We start from the raw sequence: 21,745 nt of genomic DNA on the forward strand, positions 1-21,745 counted from the left end.
TTCTTACTGAGATCGCCGATCGCAACGGCGTTGGCGAGCCCCACGGCCTGCGTCAGGCCCCGGCTGATGTTGATGGCGATCCAGAGCGCGGAGGCAACTGCGGCGAGCAGCGACGCAATCACGATGCTGATCAGCAGCAGCTTGGCGCTGGCAGCGTCAGACGCCGCCTGCTCGCTCATCTCGGCCATCGCCTTCTTGACGTAGTTGACATAGTCGGTCGCAGCCTGGATCGCGACCGTCGAGGTCGCCCGTCCTTCGGTTCCGGCCAGCGCCGCGGCGCGGATGTTGCCGCCTTCCTTGACGATATCGGAAACGCGACCGGCAATCTTGGCGAAGCGCTCGGACTGGCTGGTGATGGCCGACGAGGACAGCCCGACGGCCGACAGCGCTGCGACGCTCTGTTGCGAGCTCGACCGCAGCCGCTCGGTAGCGTCGCCAAGCGCCTTGACGGTGGAGTTCAGGTCTTCGAGGTTCGACGCATAGAACGACAGCGCGAGACTCTTCTGGACCGCCTCACCGTCGGCACGGATCGACAGGATCGAAATCAGCGCCGTCGCGCGCTCAGCCGACACCGGCAGCTTGCGGGCTTCCGCCAGCGTGCTGTCGACCGCCTCGTTCCAATCCTTGACAACCGGCAAACCTTCCGAGGTCCAGAGCTGGGCGCCGCGGTTGTTGGAGTTGAGCGTGCCGAACTTGATGATCTGATCTTCGGTCGCGTTCATCTTGTCGTACGCGACCGAGAACTTCTCGAGCATCCGCTTGCCGGTCTCGGTGGCGATCGCAGCGATCTCGTCGCGGATGCGCAGCGCATCCTTGCGATACTGCTTCACCTCATCGGCGACCTTCTGCAGCTCCGCGTCGGTCGAGGCGATGATGATGTCTCGCTGGGCACGGGTCTGGTACAGAATGTTGTTCTGCAGTTCGCCGGCCTTGTCGATCCGCTGCGAGCGCGACACCAGGCCTTCCGAGGTCTCAGCCAGTTGCGTCAGCTTGACGTAGGCGATGCCGCCGGTGATGGCGGACAGCAGGATCACGACACCAAAGGCGCCGGCCAGCTTTGCTTTAACAGTTAGTCTCATTTCGAGCTTCCTTAGGGTCGAAGGTTTCGGTCAAACTCACGCAACAACAGATCGCGACCGGGCGGCTCAGGCTGCCAGGTCGTTAGAAGGGGCCACGGCAGCGCCGGCCGACATGTCGGTGCCGGCCATCAGGCGCGCCAGATCGAAGATGATGACGAAGCGATCGCCCTTGCGACCGATGCCGGCGATGTAATCCGACTTCCACTTGCCGCCGACGTCTGGGACCTGCTCCAGCGAGCTCTCTTCAATGTCGGTGACTTCGTAGACACAGTCGGCGACGAAGCCGACGCCGACGACGCGGCCGGCGACCGGCACGTCGAGAATGATGATGCGGGTCGCCTCGGTCGGCGGCACCGCCGGCAGATCGAGCTTCAGCCGAAGATCGAGGATCGGATAGCCGGTCCCGCGCACGTCGATCATGCCGAGCATGAACTCCGGCGCGTGCGGCAGCCGGGAGATCGGCCGCATATCGAGGATTTCGCGAACGTTGCGGATCGCCATTCCGAACGTTTCTCCGGCGAGTCCGAGCGTCAGATATTGCGCGGTTTCGGCCATGTCTTCCTCACTTCAACGCTGGTTGGCGGCACGTACTGCCGGATGTCTGACCGAGGGCGCTCAATTCAGGATCCGTTCCATGTTCGGCACGACGACGAATTCATCGCGCCATTTGGTGATGAAGCGGATGTATTCCGGCTTCCAATGCATGCCGACACGCGGGGTCTGCTGCACGTCGGTGCGCGAAATCTCGGTGACTTCGTAGACGCGGTCGGCACTGACGCCGACCAGCACCGCCTCGTTGTCGAGGCGGACTTCGAGCACCACGATGCGGCTGTCGGCGGTGTGGGTTTGCACCGGCATGCCGAAGCGGATGCGCAAATCGGCGAACGGAATGACGTTGCCGCGGACGTTGATCACCCCCGGCACGAACGCCTTTGCGCCGGCGACCTTGGTGGCCGGGATCGGATCGATGATCTCGCGGACGAGGCCGGCGTCGATCGCGAATTTCTCGTCGCCGAGTCCGATCATCACCACCTGCATCGCGTCGGCATCGCCGTCGGTTGCGCTTTGAACCCGATCGTTACTCATCAGGCGGCCTCGCTGATCTGCTTTTCGGACTGGGCTTGGGCGAGGCCGACGAGTTGCACGACGTCGAGGATCAGCGCTGCCGTTCCGTCACCCAGGATGGTGGCGCCGGAGAACATCGTGACGTCGGAGTGCAGCTTCGACAGTGATTTGATGACGGTCTGGTGGTTGCCGATGATCTGATCGGCCACCAGACCGACGCGGGTCTCGCCGGTCGAAATGATGATCGTCTTCTGGTGCTGGTCCGGTTCGCCGTCCGCGTCGAAGATTTCGCGGAGGCGCAGGAACGGCACGAGGTTGCCGCGGACGTTGAGGAAGTTGCGGCTGCGCGAGCGCTCGTCCTCGGCAGTGAGTTCGACGCACTCTTCGACCGCGGACAGCGGAATGATGTAGCGGCCGCTTCCGACGCGGATCAGCAGACCTTCGATGATCGCCAGCGTCAGCGGCAGGCGCAGCGTGACGGTGGTGCCGTCACCCGGGACCGTCGAGAGGTCGATCGACCCGCGCATGTTCTCGATGGTCCGCTTGACGACGTCCATACCGACGCCGCGTCCGGACAGTGCCGAAACGGTCTGCGCCGTCGAGAAGCCGGGGTGGAATAGGAACTGATGGATTTCCTGATCGGAGGCGGTAGCGCCCGGCGCGATCAGTCCCTGCTCTTCCGCCTTGGCGCGGATCCGGGCCGTATTCAGACCGCCGCCATTGTCCTTCACGGTCACGAGAACCTGCGCGCCGGCATGCACGGCGGCGAGTTCGATCCGGCCCTGCTCCGGTTTTCCGGCGGCGACCCGCGCGGCCGGCGCTTCGATGCCGTGATCGATCGCGTTGCGGATCAGATGGACGAGCGGATCAGCCAGGCACTCGATCATCGTCTTGTCGAGTTCGGTATCCTCACCCGAGGTGATGAATTCCACCGGCTTGCCGAGATCGCGCGACAGATCGTGCACCAGGCGGCGGAAGCGGCCGAACAGCGAACCGATCGGCACCATGCGGGCACCCATCGTGGTGTCGCGCAGGCTCGAGGCGAGGCGTTCGATCTCTTCGGCGATCAGCTTGATCGAGATGTCATTGCCGGAAGCGGCGAGTTGGGTCAGGCGCGCCTGCGCGATCACCAGCTCGCCGACGCGATCCATCAGCTCGTCGAGCCGTTCGGCCTGGACCCGGACGGTGGCGATGCCGCGATCGTCGGCGCGGCGGGGCTCGCCACTGCGGCGCTCCACAGCCGGCGCGGCTGGGGGAGCCGTTGCGGCCTGCGGCGCGGGCTTCACTTCCTCCGCACCTTGCGGCGGCTCTGGCGGCAGAATGGAAACGTCCGGCAGCTCGAGCATCGGCACCGGTTGCGGCGCTTCGCCCTCGAACAACGGCTCCAGCGACAGCTGCATCTCGTCCTGGACGAACATGAAGACGTCGTCGATCGCGGCCTTGTCGCAATCCGAATGCAGCGAGACGTCCCACTTCAGATAGCAATCCTCGGGCACCAGCTCGTCGAGGAACGGAATGCCATCGGTCAGCGGCATCGCGAAGCAGGAGCCGAGCTTGCTGAGGTCGTCGAGCAGGTCCAGCGGGTTGGATCCATTGCGCAGGATCTGGGAGTCGAATTCGAAGCGGAGATGCCAGCCGACCTGGCGGCGCTCCGACACCGGGGTCGGGGCAGGCGCCGAAACGGGCGACGACACCGGTGCTTCGATGGCTTCGGCCGGCGACACGAACCGGCTCAGATCGGCCAGGATCGCGTCGCCGATGATCGCATCGGTCTCATCCGGCGTTTCGATCAGCGCCCGAATGAAATCCTTGGCGGCCAGCGCGACCGAGACCAGATCCTGGGTCGGCTTGATCTCGCCCTTGCGGACGCGCTCGAACGCGGTCTCGAATTCGTGGGTGAAGGTGGCGACCTTGTCGAACCCGAACATCGCGCCCGAGCCCTTGATGGTGTGCAGGGCGCGAAACGCGGAGTCGACCAGTTCGCGGTCGTCGGGATTCTGGCCGAGATCGAGCAGCGCCGCTTCCAGCACCTCGAACAGCTCGGCCGCCTCTTGGCGGAAGACGGCTGCCGGATCGATCGTGGTCATGACCGCACCAGCTTGCTCACCACGGAGAGCAGTTGCTCCGGCTTGAACGGCTTGGTGATCCAGCCGGTGGCGCCGCAGCTCTTGGCTTCCTGCTTGACCGCGTCATTGGACTCGGTGGTGAGGAACACGATCGGCAGGCCGACCAGGTTGGGCTGCTTGCGAAGCGCCTTGATCAGTTCGAGGCCATTCATCACCGGCATGTTGAGGTCGGTGATGACGAGGTCGACCTTGGTGGCCTGCGCCTTCGACAGGCCCTGGGCGCCGTCGCCGGCTTCGACGACGCTGTGGCCGGCAGGCTCGAGCGTCACCTTGATCATCTGGCGGATGCTGGGGGAATCGTCGACGGTGAGGATCGTGGCCATTACGAGCCACCTTTCTTTTGCGGGAAATGCTTGTCGATTATTTCGTCGCCGGTGAAGCCGGCGCGCTGAATGGTGTTGAGAAGCACCTCGGAGAGTTCTGTCAGCACCACCGGTCGGCCCTGGGCCTCTCCGGTCTTGGCGGTCGACAGCAGAAGCTGGATCGAGGTGAGGTCGGCCCTGTTCACTTTTGAACAGTCGATCTCGAGCGGGCCTTGGCGGCCGAGCGCTTCCTGGATCGTTTCGTGGATGCTTCGGATGGACGAGATACTACAGTCGGAAGGAAGCCGAAGCGCGGCTCCCGCTTCGGTGGGATCGAACGTCATTGCTATCCCCAGCCGCGAGACGACTCATCGTCTCTGCGATTACTTTGTCGATAGGGGAAAGCCTGACTGCTAATTATTAAGATAGTGTACTGCGCCTCGCTAAACTGCGTCTGCGGAAAACACTTAGTGCCTGCCGCGCGGCTCGTGGTTGCCACTACGGTGAACTACAAGGCAATTCACGCTTTTAGTATTAGATCAAAAGATACGCAGGCTGCAGACGCTTAGTTCGCACTTAATAGATAGGTGTTAGGTTGAATTTGGCGTACACATTGTGAGTTGCGCAATATGCTAATTCAAGCACTGGTTGTGGACGACAGTCGGTCCGCGTTGGACTACTTGAAGCGAACGATCGAAGCCGACGGCCAGGTTGAGGTGACGGCTTTCACCGACCCGGTGCTGGCCCTGGCAACGGCCCGCAACCTCGACATCGACATCGTCTTTGCCGACTACGAGATGCCGAAGATGGACGGCATCAGTCTCATCCGGCGGCTGCGCTCGCTGCCAAAATTCTCCGACATCCCGATCGTGATGATCACCTCGATCGAAAGCGATGAAGTGCGATTGCAGGCACTCGCGGCCGGTGCGACCGACTTCCTGCCGAAGCGGCCGAAGAGCCTCGAGACCCAGGTCCGCCTGCGCAACATGATCCGGCTCGGCTCGGCAGTCCGTAAGCTGAACGACCGCGCGGCGCTGTTGGCGAGCGAGGTGGCGCGCGCCACCCACGCGCTGCAGGAGCGCGAGGAAGAGATCATTCTTCGGCTGGCGCTGTCGGTCGAGTATCGCGACAACGACACCGGCGATCACACCCTCAGGGTTGCAAAGTACAGCCGGATGATCGCGGAAGGGTTGGGACTGCCGGAAAGGCTGTGCCGCGACATCTATCTGGCTGCACCGCTGCACGACGTCGGCAAGGTCGCGACCCCCGACCATATTCTGCTCAAGCCGGGCAAGCTGACTCCGGACGAGATCGCCGTGATGCAGACCCACACCACGATCGGCGCATCGATTCTGGCCGGCAGCCGGTGCGAACTGATTCAGCTCGCCGCCGACATCGCGGTCGGTCATCACGAGCGCTGGGATGGCAAAGGCTACCCGAACAAACTGAAGGGCGAGGAAATTCCGATCGCGGCGCGGATCGTCGCGGTCGCCGACGTGTTCGACGCGCTGGCAACCGCCCGCCCATATAAAGAGGCGATGCCGCTGCCGGTGGCGCGGCAGCACCTCGAAAACGGCCGCGGCCTCCACTTCGACCCAACCTGCGTCGATGTCTTCCTGGCGCGTTGGGACGACGTCGTGACGATCGCCACCGAGCGGCTGAGACTCCATCCAAAACACGGCGCGCCGCTGCAGCCGTCACTCACCCCCGACGCGCAGGAGCCGACCATCACATTGCCGACGCCGGCTGCGAGCTACACCGTAGCAACCTGACTGTTGTCCGGCGCCGTGACGTCGGACACATCTCTCTTTTTATAGGCAGGGCGTCGCCACAAGAATCACGACCCCGGTCCAGACCGTTGCGGCGATGGCCGCCGCGGCCGATCCGATCGCGGCCTGCCGCAAGAATCTGGACGTCCGAGCGTTCGCGTCCGATCGCAGTCGCACGCAATAGATCAGCAGCCCGGCCAGTGCGGCCAGATGGACAAGCCAGATCGCAAGCAGCGTCCGCCGCAACGGCGTGACGCCGCCGATCGCATCGTTTTGCCAGCCGAACGCACAGCCAAGCGACAGCGCCGCATACAGCAGCGTGAAGGCCGACGCCCAGATCACGAAGCCGGCGGGGATCAGCAGCAGCGCAAGCCGCGGCTTCATGATGTTGTCCGCATCAGCAGCGGCAAGCCGAACACCGTCAGCACCACCGTGACGGCAATGGCGGCGGTGAAGCCTGCCCAGATCGCACCGAGCCTGAGATCGAGGCTGCGAGCCGGCGATATGAAACCGGCACGGCTCCGCCACAGGCCGAAGCCTGAAAACACCAGCCCGACCGCCGCGTGCAGGCCGGCATACAGCAGCATCACCAGGGTGACGGCCGCATAGGCGTGCCGCGTCGGATCCGGCGCGGCCGATATAATGACAGCGCAGCCGACCAGCCCGGCAATCTGCCCGAGGCCGGCGAACACAAGCGCGGCCTCGCGCCGGTTGGCGCGCGCGAGTATCCGCCGCGTCGTCGCCAAATAGCTGGCGACCAGTGCGACCGCGAGCCCGGCAATGATCAGCGCCGTCCCCCATCGTGACCAGGGCAGGAACTCAGGCGGCGGCCAGTTGGGCGCGACGACCCACAAGAACAGCAACCCGAACCCGAGGGACGCAAAAGCCGTGGCGTCCGCGGCGAGCGCCAGCCAGAGCGCCCACAGCGCGGGTGGCGAGGCCGCTTCGCTGTGTAGCACCGCGGTCTTGCCATTGCCGACCGGGAGCGGCCCGCGATCGCAGCGCCCGCCGGACGAGGGCACCCAAAGCAGCAGCGTCGCAATCACTCCAACCAGCGCGCCGACCGCCACCAGATAGAGTTTGAACAGAACTGCCAGGAAGAAGACACCGGTCGCACCCGCGCTGACGAACGGGAGAAAGCTGCGGTTCGGCAGGCGGACAATCTGCTCGATGCGGCCCGAGATCGCGTCGACCCCGAGCGTCTCCAGCGCCCGGTCACGCACGAAGCCGAGATAACCAGCACCAGCCGCCAGCCTGGCGCCAAGATCGGGCTGCTCAGCAAGCGGGAGACGCGACGCCACCAGCGGAAGAGACGCAAAATTGTAGCTCGGCGGCGGAGTCGCGGTCGCCCATTCCAGGGTGCCCGCGACCCAAGGATTGCGATTGCAGCGTTTGCCGTGCCGCCAATGCATCAGCACGTCGACCGTGAACAGCGCAAAGCCGATCGCCATGATGAAGCCGCCGATCGACGACAGCAGGTTCGGCCACTCCCATCCGGTCTCCGCGCCATAGCTGGTGATCCGGCGTGGCATGCCGAGCAGGCCGGTCCAGTGCATCACCAGGAACGTCAGGTTGAAGCCGATCAGGATCAGCCAGAACGCTGGTGCGCCGAGGCTATGGCGCGGCACACGCCCGGTAAGGTGCGGCAGCCAATAATAGGTCGCCGCCAGAATCGGAAACACGAAGCCGCCGACCAGCACGTAGTGCAAATGCGCGACCACGAAATGGGTGTCGTGCGCCTGCCAGTTGAACGGCACGATCGCCAGCATCACACCGGTGAGGCCGCCGATCACGAATACCGAGAAGAAGCCGAGCAGATACAGCATCGGCAGTTTGAGCTGCGGCCGCCCGGCTGCCAGCGTGCCGAGCCAGGCGAAAATCTGCACCGCGGTCGGCACCGCCACCGCGGTGCTGGCCGAAGAAAAGAACGCCAGCGCCAGATGCGGAATCCCGACCGTGAACATGTGGTGGACCCACAGCCCGAAGCTGAGGAACGCCAGCGCCACCACGCTGACCACGATCCAGCCGTAGCCGATGATTTCCCGTCGGGCGAAGGTCGGTAGCATGGTCGACACCATGCCGGCGGCCGGCAGGAAGATGATGTAGACTTCGGGATGGCCGAACAGCCAGAACAAGTGCTGCCAGAGCAGCGCATCGCCGCCGCGGGTCGGATCGAAAAACGGCAGACCGAATGCGCGCTCCAGCTCCAGCAGCACGGAGCCCAGGATCAGCGGCGGAAACCCGACCAGCATCATGAAGGCGGTGACCAGCAGATACCAGGCAAGCAGCGGCATCTTGTCGATCGACATGCCGGGCGCGCGCAGCTTCAGTATGGTGGCGATGATCTCGATCGCCGCCGAGATTGCCGAGATCTCCACGAAGGTGACACCGATTAGCCAGATGTCGGCGTTGATGCCCGGGCTGTAGGTCTTCGATGTCAGCGGCGTGTACATGAACCAGCCGCCATCTGGCGCCAGCCCGATCGCGAGCGCGATCACCAGGATCGATCCGCCAAACAGGTAGCACCAATAGCCGTAGGCGCCGAGCCGGGGGAACGCCATGTCGCGGGCACCGAGCAGCTTCGGCAGCAGGTAGATCGCAAACCCTTCGAACATCGGGATCGCGAATAGAAACATCATCACCGTGCCGTGCATGGTGAAGATCTGGTTGTAGACCTCCGGCCCGAGAAACGCGCTGCGCGGCGTCGCCAGCTGCGCCCGGATCAGCATCGCCAGCACGCCGCCGATGCCGAAGAACACGAAGGCCGTCAGGATGAAGCGCCGGCCGACGATGTTGTGGTTCACTGCCGACAGGCGAGCCCAACCGGGTGGCGTGCCCCACAACGCTTCGAGCTGCTTGTGCAGCCGGATCGCAGCGATCGGAGGCCGGGGCCGATGATCGATGCCGTCCGTCATCGGCGATCCCGCGGCAGTTCGGCCAAGCGGCCTTCGTAACTGTCGTCGGCATGCGCCGTGACGCGGAAATCCATCGCGGTGTGGCCGCCGCCGCAGAACTCGGCGCAGACGCCGTGATAGCTGCCGGGCCGATCGGCGCTGAGCCGGATGACATTGATGTGGCCGGGGATCGCGTCGATCTTGCCGCCGAGGCGCGGGATCCAGAAACCGTGGATCACGTCCGGACTGGTGACGTGCAGGTCGACCGGACGCCCGACCGGCAGATGCAGTTCGTTGACGGATACGCGCGTTCCGCCGGCTGTCGCCGGATAGCGGAAGGTCCACTGCCACTGCCGCGCTTCGACCTCGATTCGCGTCACCTCGGCCGCACGCGGATGCGCCAGCAGCCGTTCGCCGGTCAGCAATCCGAAGCCGAGCAACGGCATCAACACCATAACCGGCAGCACCAGGCCGCCACCCGCGAGCCACAGCTTCGGCCTGTCCGGCGCAGCGCCGCGCCGAACGAACGCCCACAGCAACAGCGCCATCACCAAACCGAACAGCACCATCGCGCCGGCGAGCATCAGCCACCAGAGCTGCGCGATCGCCGCCGCCGATGGACCGGCGGGGTCCAGTGTCGACAGCGGACCGCTGCATCCGGCCAGCGGCATCGCGACAGCGGCAACGATGCAACCGGCGCGTCCTCGCCGCATTACCGAACGAAGAGGTGAGCGATGCCCAAATCCGTTGTCGAGGAGATCAGCGAATACGACACCAGCTCGGTGGTGGCGTTCGCCGGCCATCCGGTCCACGCGATGCTGGTTGCATTTCCGATCGCGCTGGTGATCTCCACCTTGGGCTGCGACGTCTTCTATTGGTGGAGCGCCGATCCGTTCTGGGCCCGCGCCGGACTGTGGGCGAGCGGCTTCGCTTTCTGGCTCGGCGTCGCGGCCAGCATCGCCGGCACTGCCGAGCTGTTGCTGGTTAAGGGCATCCGACAGCGGACCACGAGCTGGACGCACGCAGTCGCAGGCGTGACATTGGTGTCGATCGCCGGTGCGAATTGGGGATGGCGGTTGGTGAACGAGGACCCGGTGCTGCCGGTCGGGTTGATGATCTCGGCACTCGGCACCGTATTCGTCGGCCTCGCTGGATGGCACGGCGGCAAATTGGTTTTCGATCACGGCGTCGGCCTGATGGTCTCGACCAACGACTGAAGTCCGCCGGGCTGCGTCAGCCAGGTTGGCAGGCCGTTCGGCGACAACTCGGGCTTGGCGAGGACCAGCGTCAGGATGCCGGTGATCGTAGCCAGCGTCGCGGTCGTCATGATCCAGCGCCGCCAGGCCGCGTAGTGCCCATGTGCGTCGAACAGATTGAGGATCAGGTAGCCGCTGCGAATGTGGATCACCACCAGCATCCCGACCACGACGAGCTTCAGCATCATCCAGGCCGTGAACGCCTCGCGGAGGAACAGTAGCCACGTGCCCGCCACCACGGCGACGAAAGCCGCCGGCGACGTGATCTTGATGAACAGCGTTCGGGTCAGCCGGTGCAGTTCGGCCGCCGCGATGTCCGAAAGCCGGCTGCGGTGCACGAAAAGACCGGGGAGAGCCAGCAGCCCGGCACACCACACCATCAGCGCCAGGACATGAACGACTTTCAGCCACGTGATCATCGGGCCGGTTCATGGGCGATCATCGGGCGGTCGAGCCGACGCGCCAGCAGAACCAGCGCGACCGCAAGATAGGGCAACGAGGCCGGCACCCACATGATCAGACCGGCGAGCTGCTGATCCTGCAGCGCCGACAGCCCCCACGCCGTGGTGACGCCGAGATGCGCGTCATATAGCGGCGTCCGCGCGAACGTGATGACGGCGCCCAGCATCCCCATCTGCACGACCGATCCCAATAGCAGCCCGAGTGTTCGTCCGATCGGCGCGACCGGCGACAGAATCGCCAGCCACAGCGCCACGGCGCTGCCGAGCAGGCTCAGCTCCATCACCCAGAACACCACAGGATCAGCTAACGCGGCCGCGTAGGGCGCCGGCGCGTGCCACAGCCACAGCGACACCGTATGGAGGATGAAGACAGCAGCCGAAGCCCGCGCCAGCAGGCGCGCCAGCTTGCTTCGCCTCCACGGCAGCGCCAGCAGCGGGGCCGCCACGGCGACCAGGACAACGTGATGAGTGACGCGCGCCGAGAACAGCGCCGATGTCAGCGCGCATAGTGGCGACACAAAAAGCAAGGCCAGGAGCGCCCACCCAAGCAGGGGCGCCACGGACGCCTTACGACTCGTAGCCTGCGACGATCGAGCCACCATCCCCAGATGAGCCGAGCTTCCGACCACCAGGGCAGCGATCAGCACCGGATCAAGATTCCATCGGCCGATCAGCTCCGCAGGTAGCGGCGCCGATCCGCAATACGGCTCGATCATCGCGTCTTCCCCAGGATCGCGAGCACTTGTCTTGCGAGCGGCGCCGACAGAATCGGGCAAGCGCGATCGATGGCGTGCGCTGCTCAGCGGATTCGCGGGAGGCAACGTGCAGGTGCGAGCAGGGATGCTAACGGAAGCCGGCGGCAAATCGCCACGCGCCGGGCTTGCCGTCACGACGCCGGCGCAGCCGGGAACGTGACGGCCGTGCTCCGATAAAGGGAAAGCGGCGCTCATCGCGCGTGGACGCGCAGGCGCCAACGATCGAGCGAAACAGTTTGAGCCGCCAATGAAGTCACAACGGCAGCAGAACTGGCCGAGCGCGTTCGTCGCGCGATCCGGCGATCACTCGCTCACGCTGGCGAGCTCGAACTTCGTAGACGTCGATCTTGGGGGAGCTCAGAACAACCGCCTCGCTGACGCATCAACGAGGCGGACCAAGTGAGAGCGTCAGGCCGCGAGGTCGGCCCGCAGCTGCGGCAACAATTTGGATTCCTCGACGAAATCCAGCGCGCCATTGATCTCGACCGCACACATCCGGGCGGCATCCCGATTCACGAAGATCGCGCGGACGACGCCGCGCCGTCCGTTGTCCTTGCAGACTTCGTCGCCAAGCTTGAATTGGTTCATTCACACACTCTCCGAAAAGAGCCGGTGTTACGCATCCAGCCCGACCTCCTTCCTGGCGCGGAAAAGGTTAACGACTCGTTAACCATAAAGACAGGAGCGTGAGGCCAGGCCCGCGTCTGACTCCGGGGGCTGCGCGACGGACACGGCTATTCGGCCGCTGGCACGGGGCCGCCGGGCGTCGACGTTAGGCCCGCGCCTTATTGGACTGCGATGATGACGTGATCGGCTTCGAAGGTCACCGCGGCCTCGGCGTTCTCCGCGATTCCGAGATCTTCGGCATCTTGGCGCGGGACCACCGCAACGATGGTCTTGCCGCCTCCGATGTCGAGATTCACTTCCGAATGCACCTCGGCGTCGACCCTGCGCTTGACCACACCGCGAAACACGTTGCGGCGCAGCTTCGACACCTCGTCGGGCGTGACAAGGCGCACGAACGGCGCCTTGATCAACGCAAGCGCTTTGCGCCCAGGCGCAAGATCGAGCTGTTCGGCAGCAGCGTTGGTGATCGTCGCGTGGATGGTAAGGTCGTCCGACACTTTGAGTTCGACCTCGACGTCAACCGGCCAACGTCGGATGTTGACGACCTCAACGATGAACTTGTTGCGCGCAGAGACCTTGAAGCCGCTCGCCCACAGCAGCGCGTCGCCGATTTCCTCTAGCCCTTCTTCCGCGATCAGCGTCGAGATCTTCGTCAGATGCTCCTCGAGTCGGTGAAACACGGTGATCAACCGCCGCCCTTCGGGGGTAATGTCCGCGGCACCACCGACCCGGCCGCTGGTCCGGGTCAGGAACGCCGGCGTCGGCAGCAGATTGTTGATGGCGTCGACGGCTTCCCAGGCGGTCTTGTAACTCAGACCCATCGCCTTCGCGGCCTTGCTGATGCTGCCGTGTTCGGCGACGGCCTCGAGCAGGTGAATCCGGTCCCGACCCGCCAGAAGGCGTCCACCGCTGCGCAACACCAGATATGCGTCGATCTTATGGTCTGCCATCGCTCGTGCCGCGGGTCGCTTGCCAGCGGCTAACCTAGGCGATCTGGTGCGGACGCGAAAGCGAACGCCGGCAAAGACGCTCGTGCGGGCAGCGCTCGCACCGTGGCTTCGCGATCAGGTGTCCGCGGATTGGCGCTCGGCCGCAAGCGCGGTGAACCAGGCGACGACGGCGTCGGCATCGGCCGGTAGCATCGTCCAGCCTTCAGCGGCGAACGCGATCCAGCCCGGCAGCATCGCCCGCTCCACGGCGACCAGCGCCGGAACGTCCTGCACGAGCGCCAGCCCGATCTCTTCGCGAATGCCGCGTCCGGCGATCTCTTCCTTGGCAAATCGGCCGAAGAACACGAGGTCGGGCCGGCCGGCAGTCGCTTCGGCCAGTCGCATCCGCGCCGTCGCGAGGCCATCGGCGTTCAGAATGCACGAGGTCGAGCCCGGTCCATGATCCAGCGACAACGCGATCGAATCGCCGCGAACGACATCATCGAGCCAAAATGAGGCACGGCCGTTGGAATGGCGCGGTCCAAGCCGCGGCACGAGCCCGGCGATACGAACTTTCGGAAGCCCGACAAGGCGGTCGCGTGCGGCGGCCAGGATCTCCTCGAGTGCATCCCCGGGCTCGTAGACGATGACGGCGAGAGGAAGCGGGGCCATCGGGCGGGTCTCCTGGAGCTGAGTTAGCGGGCCGGCGTCGCCGGCAGGTCGCAACGTGTGACGACACGCCGTCCCATCGGGGTGGTCTCGATCGCGAGGTCGAGACCGTAAAGCGCGCGCAACCGTTCGGCGGTGAGGATCCCGTCGACCGGCCCGACTGCGACCGGCTGGCCGTGCCCCAGGATCACGACGTGATCGGCGATCGCAAACGCGTGCTCGGGTTCGTGGGTCGACACCAGCAGCGACAGGCCGCGCGCCGACAGCGCGCGGATCTGGTCGAGCAGGCCGAAGCGGTTGCCGAGATCCAGACTAGCGGTGGGCTCGTCCATGATGATCAGTTCGGTATCCTGCGTCAGGGCGCGTGCGATCAGCATCAATTGCCGCTGACCGCCGGAGATGCGGTCGGCGGATCGGTCGCCGATGTCAGCGATACCAAGCGCCTCCAGCGCTCGCCAGGCCGCCGCATAATCGTCGCGGCCGGGCGACGCGAACAGACCGAGCCGCGCGGTTCGGCCCATCACCACGATATCGAGCACGGTATGGGTCGGATCGCCCTGGTAGGCTTGCGGAACATGCGCGATGCGGCGCGCGATCTGCTCCGGGCGAAGTGTCGAAATATCGTGACCGGCGATTACGATCCGGCCGCGCAACGGTGGCAGAATCCCCAGCACGGTCTTGAACAGCGTGGTCTTGCCGACACCGTTTGGTCCCATCAGGCAAGTCGTGCTGCTGCCCGACAGCACAAGGTCAATTCCCTCGGCGAGCGGCTGCCCGTCATACCCGATCGCAACGTGGTCGAGGACGAGGCGCCTAGTCACTCCCGCCTCCAGATCGAACGAGATCCCCGCCGCGTCATCAGCCAGACGAACAGACCGCCACCCACCAGGGCGGTCAGCACGCCGATCGGAATTTCGATCGTTGCGGCGGTGCGGGCGATGGTGTCGACCACGACCATGAAGGCCGCGCCGATCAGGATCGACACGGGCAGCAACCGGTCGAAGCGCGGCCCGACCAGGAGCCGGGCGAGATGCGGCACCATCAGGCCGACCCAGCCGATGATGCCGGAAATCGCGACGACGCTCGCGGTGATCAGCGTCGCCGCGACGATGACGATCTGCCGGGTGCGGCGGACATCGACGCCGAGCGAACGCGCGTCGTCGTCGCCGCAGGACAGCACGCTGATGCGCCAGCGCAGCAGAAACAGCGGGATCATGCCGACCGCGACCGTCGGCGCGACGACGACGATATCGTCGGGACGGATGCTGGCCAGGCTGCCAAGCAGCCAATAGGTGATCATCGGCAGTTGCGCGTAGGGATCGGCGACGATCTTCACCAGCGAAATCGCCGCCGCCGCCAGCGAACCGACGACGATGCCGGACAACACCAGCATCAGGATGTCGCCACGCTGGCGCAACGACCAGGCCAGCGTCACGACCAGGATCACCGTCAGCGATCCGGTCACAAAGCCCAGCGCTTCGATCATCACGACCGGCAATCCGAACAGGATGCCGATCACTGCTCCGAACCCGGCGCCTTGCGAGACGCCGAGGATATCGGGAGACACCAGCGGATTGCGGAACAGGCTTTGATACGCGGCACCGGCGGCCGACAGCGCCGCGCCGACGCAGATCGCCGCGGCGATGCGCGGCAGCCGCACCTGAAACAGCACCGCCGCGATCTGCCCGTCGACGTGGCCGCCAGCGATCCACGCCACGATCGCCGCGACGACGTCGCCCGGCGCAATGCGGTACGGCCCGATCCCGGCGGCGAGCACCACGACGACCAGCAGCAAGATCGCAAGGCCGCCGACGACCGGCGTGACGCGCAAGATCGGCACTTCAGCGACGAAGTCCTTCGAGGAGCCGGTCGAGATCGCCGTCCTGCACCTCGACCTGATAGAACAGGCGGTAGAAGTCGCGCAGTTCGGTCCTGATATCGGACGTCATCTGCGCCGGGTAGAGCGCGTGCAGCAGCAGCGGCAGGCCGATCAGGCGGTTCAGCGAAGGCGGCAGGTCGATCGTGCCGAACGGCTGGTTCGGCAGCAGAAACACTCGCTTGTTCTGCACCGCCGGGATAGGCTGCCACTCGGGGCGGCTCAAGATCAGGTCCCGCACGGCGGGATCGATGGTGATGATGGTATCCGGCGCCCAGCCGATCACATGCTCGGGCGATACGCGCGCGATCCCGCCGGCCTCGCGGATGCCTTCAACGACATTGACGGCGCCGACCCGCTCGATGATCTCGGTATTGATCGAGCCACGCGATCCCGTCTCGAAGCCGTCATTGCCGCGCGCGAGATAAATGCGCGGACGCGACGCTGCGGGCACGGTCGCAACCACACGGTCGACTTCGGCGAAGATCGCCTCGCTGGCTTTGGCTAATTCCTCACCGCGCGCGCTCACCCCGAGGATCTGCGCGAGCAGCCGGATCGCGGCGGGTGTGTTTTCGAAGCGACCGTCGATCAGCACGTAGGGAATGCCGGTCTGTGCCTGGATTCGGTCGGCGATCGAGCGATAGGTTTCGTTGACCGATCCGAGATCGATGATCAGATCCGGCTTACTAGCCATCAATCGCTCGGCGCTGATGGTATCGCCGCGGCCGGTCAGCCGGCCCAGCTCGGGAAGATCGCGCACCTTCGGCAGTAGGAACGGCTTGTCGATGTCGCGTGGCGTGCGCCCCCAGCCGATCATCTTTTCCGGCGCGACCACATAGAGAAAGATCCCGGCAGGCGGCCCCGCAGCGAACACGCGGGAAATAGTATCGGGGACCTCGACGCGGCGCCCCGCGGAGTCCGTCACACTGCGCGCTTCGACGGCCGCCGCACTCACGGCGAAGGTCAGCATCGTCAGCGCAAGCAGGACGACCAGACGCCGGGCCGGGCCGATCATCGCCGCGGCTCACCGACCTGGAAGTCGCCCGGCTTCGGCGGCGCCAGCGGCATGAATTCGGCGCGGTCTGGCTTCAGATCGACCAGCGGCGTGCCGTCCAGACAATCGAGTCCGCGCACCAACAGGTTGGCGCCGTCGCGGTGGTCGACACGGGCGATCGAGGTGCCGATCGGATTCGGCCGCAGCGGCGAGCGAATCGAAAACGTGCCGCGCGCGTCACCGTCATTGCGCGGGCACTGCAGTAGTAGATCGCGCCGCGACCGATGCAGCCAATAGAACACTTCGAGCAATGTGCCGTCGTCAATGCCCGCGAGAGCCGGCAGCCAGGTCTCGAACACTTCGATTCGGCAAACCGGACCATCGGCGCGGCCGTGGCGCGGGCACTCCTCCAGCCTGTTCCACGGCGTGTGGATGCGGCCGATGAAGACCACGCCAGCGTCGGGGCTTCCCGACCAGTCTGAGGCGAGTTCACCAGCTCGGATGTCGTCGGTCACGCCCATGTTTCGGCTCACATGCCCTTTGCTGCCCATCGAGAGGTCTCGACGCAGGTAAGGGCATAGTCAGATATATGTACATAAAAGAAACAAGCTCGACCTTCGACTACCGGGGCGGCCGAAGTTTGCACGCCCAGCCTTCGCTAGCGATGCGAGGTCGCGATCAAGGGCCGCTTCCTACAGAGTTGCACAGATGCAACGCTTGGGACCGAAAATACCCACTTCTGGCTGACTTAGCATATTCGGGTACCGAATTGCTCAACGCCGAGGCACTTACGCTCGAAGTGACCGATTTTGCCCATTGCGGTCCGTAAAGCGGACAGCGCAGATATTATATGTAATTGGATTATACGATTGTGACGTCGTGATGGCTTTCCCAGAATTTCTGCCGGCCAAGGGAGCGACCTGTCGCTCGGCGTGCGGGGACCCGGCGACGCTCCAGATCGGTATCTCCGCCCGGACAACCCAGCACGACGACGCGCTTACCGCAGGACCGTCGCGTCTCGGTCGCGTGACGCTCGATCGGATCGGCGGGAGCACCGACCTCACGACACCATTATCGCCGGCGGCCGACCGAGGCCCGCGGCGCTTCTCGTTTTCCGACGCAAAGGGGCGTCGTTCACAGGGGGCAAAAATGAAACGAGTGAGCCAGTTGAGCATCCTGCTCGCGAGCGCAGCGACGATGACTTCAGTCGACGCTGCACGAGCGGGCAACGAAGGCGTCTATGAATTGGGGACGATTCATGTGACCGCGGCAGGCGCCAACTCATCGGAGTTCAACAACTTCGGCGGCAGCACGATCTCCAACCAGCAGACCGAGCGCTTCGATAAGCACACGCTCGACAGGGCGATCGACCTCGTGCCGGGCGTAGCCGCCGGGACCACCGGCAGCCAGCGCAACGAGACCAACATCTATGTTCACGGTTTCGACCGGCTGCAAGTGCCGCTGTCGATCGACGGCGTGCGCATCTATCTTCCCGCCGACAACCGGATCGACTTCTCCCGCTTCCTCACCGACGACATCTCCGAGATTCAGATCGCCAAGGGTTACGTCTCCGTGCTCGACGGTCCAGGGGGCCTCGGCGGCGCCATCAACCTCGTGACGAAAAAGCCGGTACGGCCGATCGAAGGCGAGTGGCGCTCGCAGGCCGAGTTCGGCAACGGCGGCCGGTTCGACGGATTCCGCAATTACGGGCGGGTCGGCGGCAAGCAGAACGACTATTACTTCCAAGCAAGCGCGAGCTGGCAGAAGATCGACGGTTGGGAGCTGCCGTCGAGCTTTACGCCGACCTCGATCGAGAACGGCGGACGCCGCGACTTCTCGTCGTCGAACGATTGGAGCGTCAACCTGAAAGCCGGATGGACGCCGAATCCGGAGGACGAGTACTCGATCAACTTCATCCGCCAGAACGGCCAGAAGGGTGCGCCCTACAATGTCGAGCCGACGGCGTCGCAGAAATACTGGTCGTGGCCGTATTGGAACGTGCAGATCCTGTCGGCGGCAACCAAAACCGCGATCGGCGATGACGCCTACGTCAAGACGCGAACCTTCTGGGAAACGTTCGACAACGCGATCGACATGTGGGACGACGCAGCGCAGACGCTGCGCTATTCGAGCAGCGCGTCGCGCTCGATCTATCAGGATTGGGCAATCGGCAATTCGATCGAGGTCGGCAAGGATTTCGGCCGGTTCGATACGCTGAAATTCGCCACTCACGTGCGGCGCGACAACCACTCCGAGTGGAACGAGCTTTACACCGACCGCTACGGCCTGAACGGCACGACAACGCCGAAGAGCAAGACCTGCGCCACCACCAAGGCGGCCAACATCAATTGCTTCGATGAACCGGCCCAGACCTCGACCGAAGACACCTATTCGGTCGCGACCGAGAACACCGTGCATTTCGGTCCAGATATCGACTGGGTGCAGGGCGTCAGCTACGACTGGCGCCACCTCAGCAAGGCCGAGGAATACGTGCTGGGACAGGTCAACAAGTCGGTCTATTATGAACCGTACTGGATCAACTACAGGCTGACCGATTCTTCGGCGCTGAACTGGCAAACCGCGGCGGTCTGGCGCTATTCAGAAACCGCCAAGCTGTTTGCGAACATCTCCGACCGCACTCGCTTCCCGACGTTGTTCGAGCGGTTCAGCTCACGGTTCGGCACCGGCGCCTCCAATCCCGATCTGGCGCCGGAGCGTGCCATCAATTACCAGATCGGCTGGACCAACGCGTTCGCCCCGAAAAGCCAGGTCTCGATCCTCGGCTACTACGCCACGGTCGAGAACATGATGCAGTCGGTCGCGACCGGCAAAAGCTACACCGACCCGATCACCGGCAAGGTCTCCGCAATCACGCAATATCAAAATGTCGGTGACGGCCACCGCTACGGCGTCGATTTCGCGATCGACTATGCTTTCACTCCGACGCTGATCGCGGGCGGCAACATCTCCTACATCCACAATGTGCTCACCAATCCGATCGACCCGACGATCGAGCAGACCGGCATTCCGACCGTGAAGGGTATGGTCTACGCGACCTACAGTCCGATCGAGGGGCTGACGCTGACGCCGAACGTGACCTACGCAGACGAACGATGGTCGCAGAAGACGGAGGTGATCAACAACAAGACGGTCTCCAGCTACGTAAAGACCGGCGCCTATGTGCTGGCCAACTTCGCGACGGAGTACAAGGTGCGTGAGAATTTCACCGTGTCTGGCGGCGTGAAGAACATCTTCGACAGAAACTACCAGCTTGCTTGGGGCTATCCGGAGCCCGGCCGCACGTTTTACGTCGGCTTCAAGGGCACCTTCTGACCGAATGGCGGACGCAAGCAGGCCCCGTCGAGACGGGGCCTGCGACGGAGAATTCGATGCACGACATCTCGCTCACCCCCGCCGCCGTGTTCGCCCAGGCCGGGCCGGTCGTCAAAACCGTGCTGGTCCTGTTGCTCGCAGCATCGATCCTGAGCTGGGTCTGGATCGCGGAAGCGGTGGTGGCGTTCATGCGGCTGTCGGCAGCGCTCCGCCGCAGCCGCGACGGCGACGAAGCAACGATCCTCGCCACGGTCTCCGCCGCGGGCGCAGCAGCGCGCGATGCATCGCCGCGAGGCACCAGCGAAGCCGATCGTCGGGCGAAGGTCGTCGATGCCATGACGCGGGCCGCGCGCGACCTGATCCTTAAGTCCGAAGCGGGGCTACCCAATCTGGCCATCGTGTCCTCGGTGGCGCCTTTCGTCGGCCTGTTTGGGACGGTGTGGGGAATCATGACCAGCTTTGCCGGCATCGCCGAAGCGCGCGACACCAGCCTTGCCGTGGTCGCACCCGGCATCGCCGAGGCACTTGCGGCCACCGCCTGGGGGCTCGCGGCCGCGATCCCGGCGTCGATCGGTTACAACCGCATCGGCGCATTGTTCAACAGGACGGCGATCGCGCTCGACGATTTCGTGCAGGCAGAGGCCGAGCGCCTGATCGGCGCGGACCTCGAGCGCGCCACCGCGAGATCGCGATAGGAGTGCCGCGCCATGAGCGTTCTTGAAGCGATACGCTCGCGGGGCAATGAACTCCGCCCGCAGGCGGAGATCAACGTCACGCCGCTCGTCGACGTGATGCTCGTCCTCCTCATCGTCTTCATGGTAACCGCGCCGATGCTCACCGCCGGCCTGCCGGTCGATCTGCCGAAAGCGACGACCGCGCAACCGGTCGAGCAATCCGAGCCGATCGTCGTCACGCTCGATCGCGACGGCAACGCCCAACTCGGCGACAAGGGCGTCGCGGTGGACGGGCTCGGCGATGCCATCCTGACGCTGGCCGCCGGCGACAGAACGCGTGCCATCCATGTCCGCGCCGATCGCGAATGCCGGCACGGGGCGTTGGTGACCGTGCTCGACCAACTCGGTGCCCACGGCCTGTCCCGCATCGCGATCTTGACCGAACGCGACCCTCGTGGCCGCGCACCGCGCCCGGACTACAAACCACGCGATCAAAGATGAAGAGGCCGACTCTCGCGCTTTCGCCGGGCGGGCGACTTCTGCTGGTCGGCGCGGTCGCCGCTTGTCACGCGATGGTCTTCCTGCACTGGACAGAGAGGTCGTCGCCGCTGGCGATCGACACGCCGATGGAAGTGACGATCATCGCGGCCGGCGAGGCAGCCATCGATATCCCCGAAGCCGTCGCGGCGCCGGCGCCGGCGGAGCGTTCGCAACCTGAACCGCCCGAGAGCTCGCCAGCGGCTAACGAACCGGCGCACGCCAACGATCAGCCGCCCTCCCCCGAACCTTCCCCGGAAGTTGTCGAGACGCTGAAATCCCCAATCCGCGTCGAGACCTCGGCGAAGCCGAACCGGCCGCAGCTATCGCGATCGGACAGGCGTCACAGCAAGAGCGACAACAAGCCACCCGCCGCACCAGGTCGCCCCCGCTCGCGCC

Annotated in this window: 23 protein-coding genes and 1 pseudogene; 6 read left to right on the forward strand and 18 right to left on the reverse strand. The window is 64.7% G+C overall.

The features are described from left to right. The 6 genes from DYI24_RS04650 to DYI24_RS04675 all read right to left on the reverse strand — a co-directional run. Window positions 1–1,079 (reverse strand): MCP four helix bundle domain-containing protein (locus DYI24_RS04650; RefSeq protein WP_205523362.1); only part of this gene is annotated, 1,079 nt, incomplete at its 3' end. 66 nt (window positions 1,080–1,145) lie between these two features. After that, on the reverse strand, window positions 1,146–1,634 hold the full coding sequence (locus DYI24_RS04655; protein ID WP_107342394.1) for a chemotaxis protein CheW: 489 nt from the start codon (window positions 1,632–1,634) through the stop codon (window positions 1,146–1,148). A 60-nt stretch (window positions 1,635–1,694) separates the two neighbouring features. After that, the gene (locus DYI24_RS04660; RefSeq protein WP_107342395.1) at window positions 1,695–2,165 is read right to left on the reverse strand and encodes a chemotaxis protein CheW; all 471 of its coding nucleotides are present in this window, start codon (window positions 2,163–2,165) and stop codon (window positions 1,695–1,697) included. Continuing rightward, window positions 2,165–4,231: a chemotaxis protein CheA gene (locus DYI24_RS04665; protein WP_164571427.1), complete on the reverse strand. Its 2,067-nt coding sequence runs from the start codon at window positions 4,229–4,231 to the stop codon at window positions 2,165–2,167. Before DYI24_RS04665 ends, DYI24_RS04660 begins: the two co-directional genes overlap by 1 nt. Then, the gene (locus tag DYI24_RS04670; protein ID WP_011155711.1) at window positions 4,228–4,593 is read right to left on the reverse strand and encodes a response regulator; all 366 of its coding nucleotides are present in this window, start codon (window positions 4,591–4,593) and stop codon (window positions 4,228–4,230) included. Before DYI24_RS04670 ends, DYI24_RS04665 begins: the two co-directional genes overlap by 4 nt. Then, complete coding sequence (locus DYI24_RS04675; RefSeq protein WP_011155712.1) at window positions 4,593–4,916, reverse strand: STAS domain-containing protein; 324 nt, start codon at window positions 4,914–4,916, stop codon at window positions 4,593–4,595. The genes DYI24_RS04670 and DYI24_RS04675 overlap by 1 nt, the downstream gene beginning before the upstream one ends. Window positions 4,917–5,201: 285 nt before the next feature. Between DYI24_RS04675 and DYI24_RS04680 the strand changes: the two genes are divergently transcribed. After that, window positions 5,202–6,344 carry an HD-GYP domain-containing protein gene (locus tag DYI24_RS04680; protein WP_164571428.1) on the forward strand — a complete coding sequence of 381 codons (1,143 nt, stop codon included), beginning with the start codon at window positions 5,202–5,204 and terminating at the stop codon, window positions 6,342–6,344. A gap of 39 nt (window positions 6,345–6,383) precedes the next feature. Here DYI24_RS04680 and DYI24_RS04685 read toward each other — a convergent pair whose 3' ends face one another. The 3 genes from DYI24_RS04685 to coxB are packed head-to-tail and all read right to left on the reverse strand — an operon-like array spanning window position 6,384 to window position 9,906. Next, window positions 6,384–6,725, reverse strand: a complete 342-nt coding sequence (locus DYI24_RS04685; RefSeq protein WP_164571429.1) for a hypothetical protein — start codon at window positions 6,723–6,725, stop codon at window positions 6,384–6,386. After that, entirely contained in the window at window positions 6,722–9,256 is a 2,535-nt protein-coding gene (ctaD, locus tag DYI24_RS04690) for a cytochrome c oxidase subunit I (protein WP_164571430.1), read from the reverse strand. Before ctaD ends, DYI24_RS04685 begins: the two co-directional genes overlap by 4 nt. Further along, window positions 9,253–9,906, reverse strand: a complete 654-nt coding sequence (coxB, locus tag DYI24_RS04695) for a cytochrome c oxidase subunit II (protein ID WP_349627734.1) — start codon at window positions 9,904–9,906, stop codon at window positions 9,253–9,255. The genes ctaD and coxB overlap by 4 nt, the downstream gene beginning before the upstream one ends. Before the next feature lie 63 nt (window positions 9,907–9,969). Between coxB and DYI24_RS04700 the strand changes: the two genes are divergently transcribed. Then, complete coding sequence (locus DYI24_RS04700) at window positions 9,970–10,452, forward strand: DUF2231 domain-containing protein (RefSeq protein WP_164571432.1); 483 nt, start codon at window positions 9,970–9,972, stop codon at window positions 10,450–10,452. Here DYI24_RS04700 and DYI24_RS04705 read toward each other — a convergent pair. From DYI24_RS04705 to DYI24_RS04745, 9 genes are all read right to left on the reverse strand, one after another. After that, on the reverse strand, window positions 10,416–10,910 hold the full coding sequence (locus DYI24_RS04705) for a CopD family protein (RefSeq protein WP_164571433.1): 495 nt from the start codon (window positions 10,908–10,910) through the stop codon (window positions 10,416–10,418). The two genes, DYI24_RS04700 and DYI24_RS04705, sit on opposite strands and share 37 nt — an antisense overlap. After that, the gene (locus tag DYI24_RS04710) at window positions 10,907–11,668 is read right to left on the reverse strand and encodes a cytochrome c oxidase assembly protein (RefSeq protein ID WP_164571434.1); all 762 of its coding nucleotides are present in this window, start codon (window positions 11,666–11,668) and stop codon (window positions 10,907–10,909) included. The genes DYI24_RS04705 and DYI24_RS04710 overlap by 4 nt, the downstream gene beginning before the upstream one ends. Window positions 11,669–12,115: 447 nt before the next feature. Continuing rightward, window positions 12,116–12,295 (reverse strand): hypothetical protein, encoded by a 180-nt coding sequence (locus DYI24_RS04715; RefSeq protein ID WP_107342404.1) that lies wholly within the window; start codon window positions 12,293–12,295, stop codon window positions 12,116–12,118. 197 nt (window positions 12,296–12,492) lie between these two features. Next, complete coding sequence (locus DYI24_RS04720) at window positions 12,493–13,284, reverse strand: TOBE domain-containing protein (RefSeq protein ID WP_164571435.1); 792 nt, start codon at window positions 13,282–13,284, stop codon at window positions 12,493–12,495. A gap of 114 nt (window positions 13,285–13,398) precedes the next feature. Further along, entirely contained in the window at window positions 13,399–13,935 is a 537-nt protein-coding gene (locus DYI24_RS04725) for a DUF2478 domain-containing protein (RefSeq protein ID WP_164571436.1), read from the reverse strand. A 23-nt stretch (window positions 13,936–13,958) separates the two neighbouring features. Then, the gene (locus DYI24_RS04730; RefSeq protein ID WP_164571437.1) at window positions 13,959–14,753 is read right to left on the reverse strand and encodes an ABC transporter ATP-binding protein; all 795 of its coding nucleotides are present in this window, start codon (window positions 14,751–14,753) and stop codon (window positions 13,959–13,961) included. Further along, complete coding sequence (locus DYI24_RS04735) at window positions 14,750–15,772, reverse strand: FecCD family ABC transporter permease (RefSeq protein ID WP_164571438.1); 1,023 nt, start codon at window positions 15,770–15,772, stop codon at window positions 14,750–14,752. The genes DYI24_RS04730 and DYI24_RS04735 overlap by 4 nt, the downstream gene beginning before the upstream one ends. A gap of 1 nt (window position 15,773) precedes the next feature. Then, entirely contained in the window at window positions 15,774–16,823 is a 1,050-nt protein-coding gene (locus DYI24_RS04740) for an iron ABC transporter substrate-binding protein (RefSeq protein WP_164571439.1), read from the reverse strand. After that, entirely contained in the window at window positions 16,820–17,323 is a 504-nt protein-coding gene (locus DYI24_RS04745; RefSeq protein WP_164571440.1) for an SAM-dependent methyltransferase, read from the reverse strand. The genes DYI24_RS04740 and DYI24_RS04745 overlap by 4 nt, the downstream gene beginning before the upstream one ends. A 637-nt stretch (window positions 17,324–17,960) precedes the next feature. On the opposite strand from DYI24_RS04745, the gene DYI24_RS04750 reads away from it, so the two are divergent. The 4 genes and pseudogenes from DYI24_RS04750 to DYI24_RS27995 all read left to right on the forward strand — a co-directional run. Continuing rightward, window positions 17,961–20,135 (forward strand): TonB-dependent receptor, encoded by a 2,175-nt coding sequence (locus DYI24_RS04750; protein ID WP_349627735.1) that lies wholly within the window; start codon window positions 17,961–17,963, stop codon window positions 20,133–20,135. 56 nt (window positions 20,136–20,191) lie between these two features. Next, window positions 20,192–20,830, forward strand: a complete 639-nt coding sequence (locus tag DYI24_RS04755) for a MotA/TolQ/ExbB proton channel family protein (RefSeq protein ID WP_164571442.1) — start codon at window positions 20,192–20,194, stop codon at window positions 20,828–20,830. Between the two features lie 12 nt (window positions 20,831–20,842). Continuing rightward, window positions 20,843–21,310: an ExbD/TolR family protein gene (locus DYI24_RS04760; protein ID WP_164571443.1), complete on the forward strand. Its 468-nt coding sequence runs from the start codon at window positions 20,843–20,845 to the stop codon at window positions 21,308–21,310. Continuing rightward, window positions 21,307–21,745, forward strand: a pseudogene (locus tag DYI24_RS27995) (hypothetical protein); the annotation flags it as partial. The gene DYI24_RS04760 and the pseudogene DYI24_RS27995, both read left to right, overlap by 4 nt.

Origin of the sequence: Rhodopseudomonas sp. BR0C11 (assembly GCF_010820945.1) — a bacterium.
Taxonomy (GTDB): domain Bacteria; phylum Pseudomonadota; class Alphaproteobacteria; order Rhizobiales; family Xanthobacteraceae; genus Rhodopseudomonas; species Rhodopseudomonas palustris_H.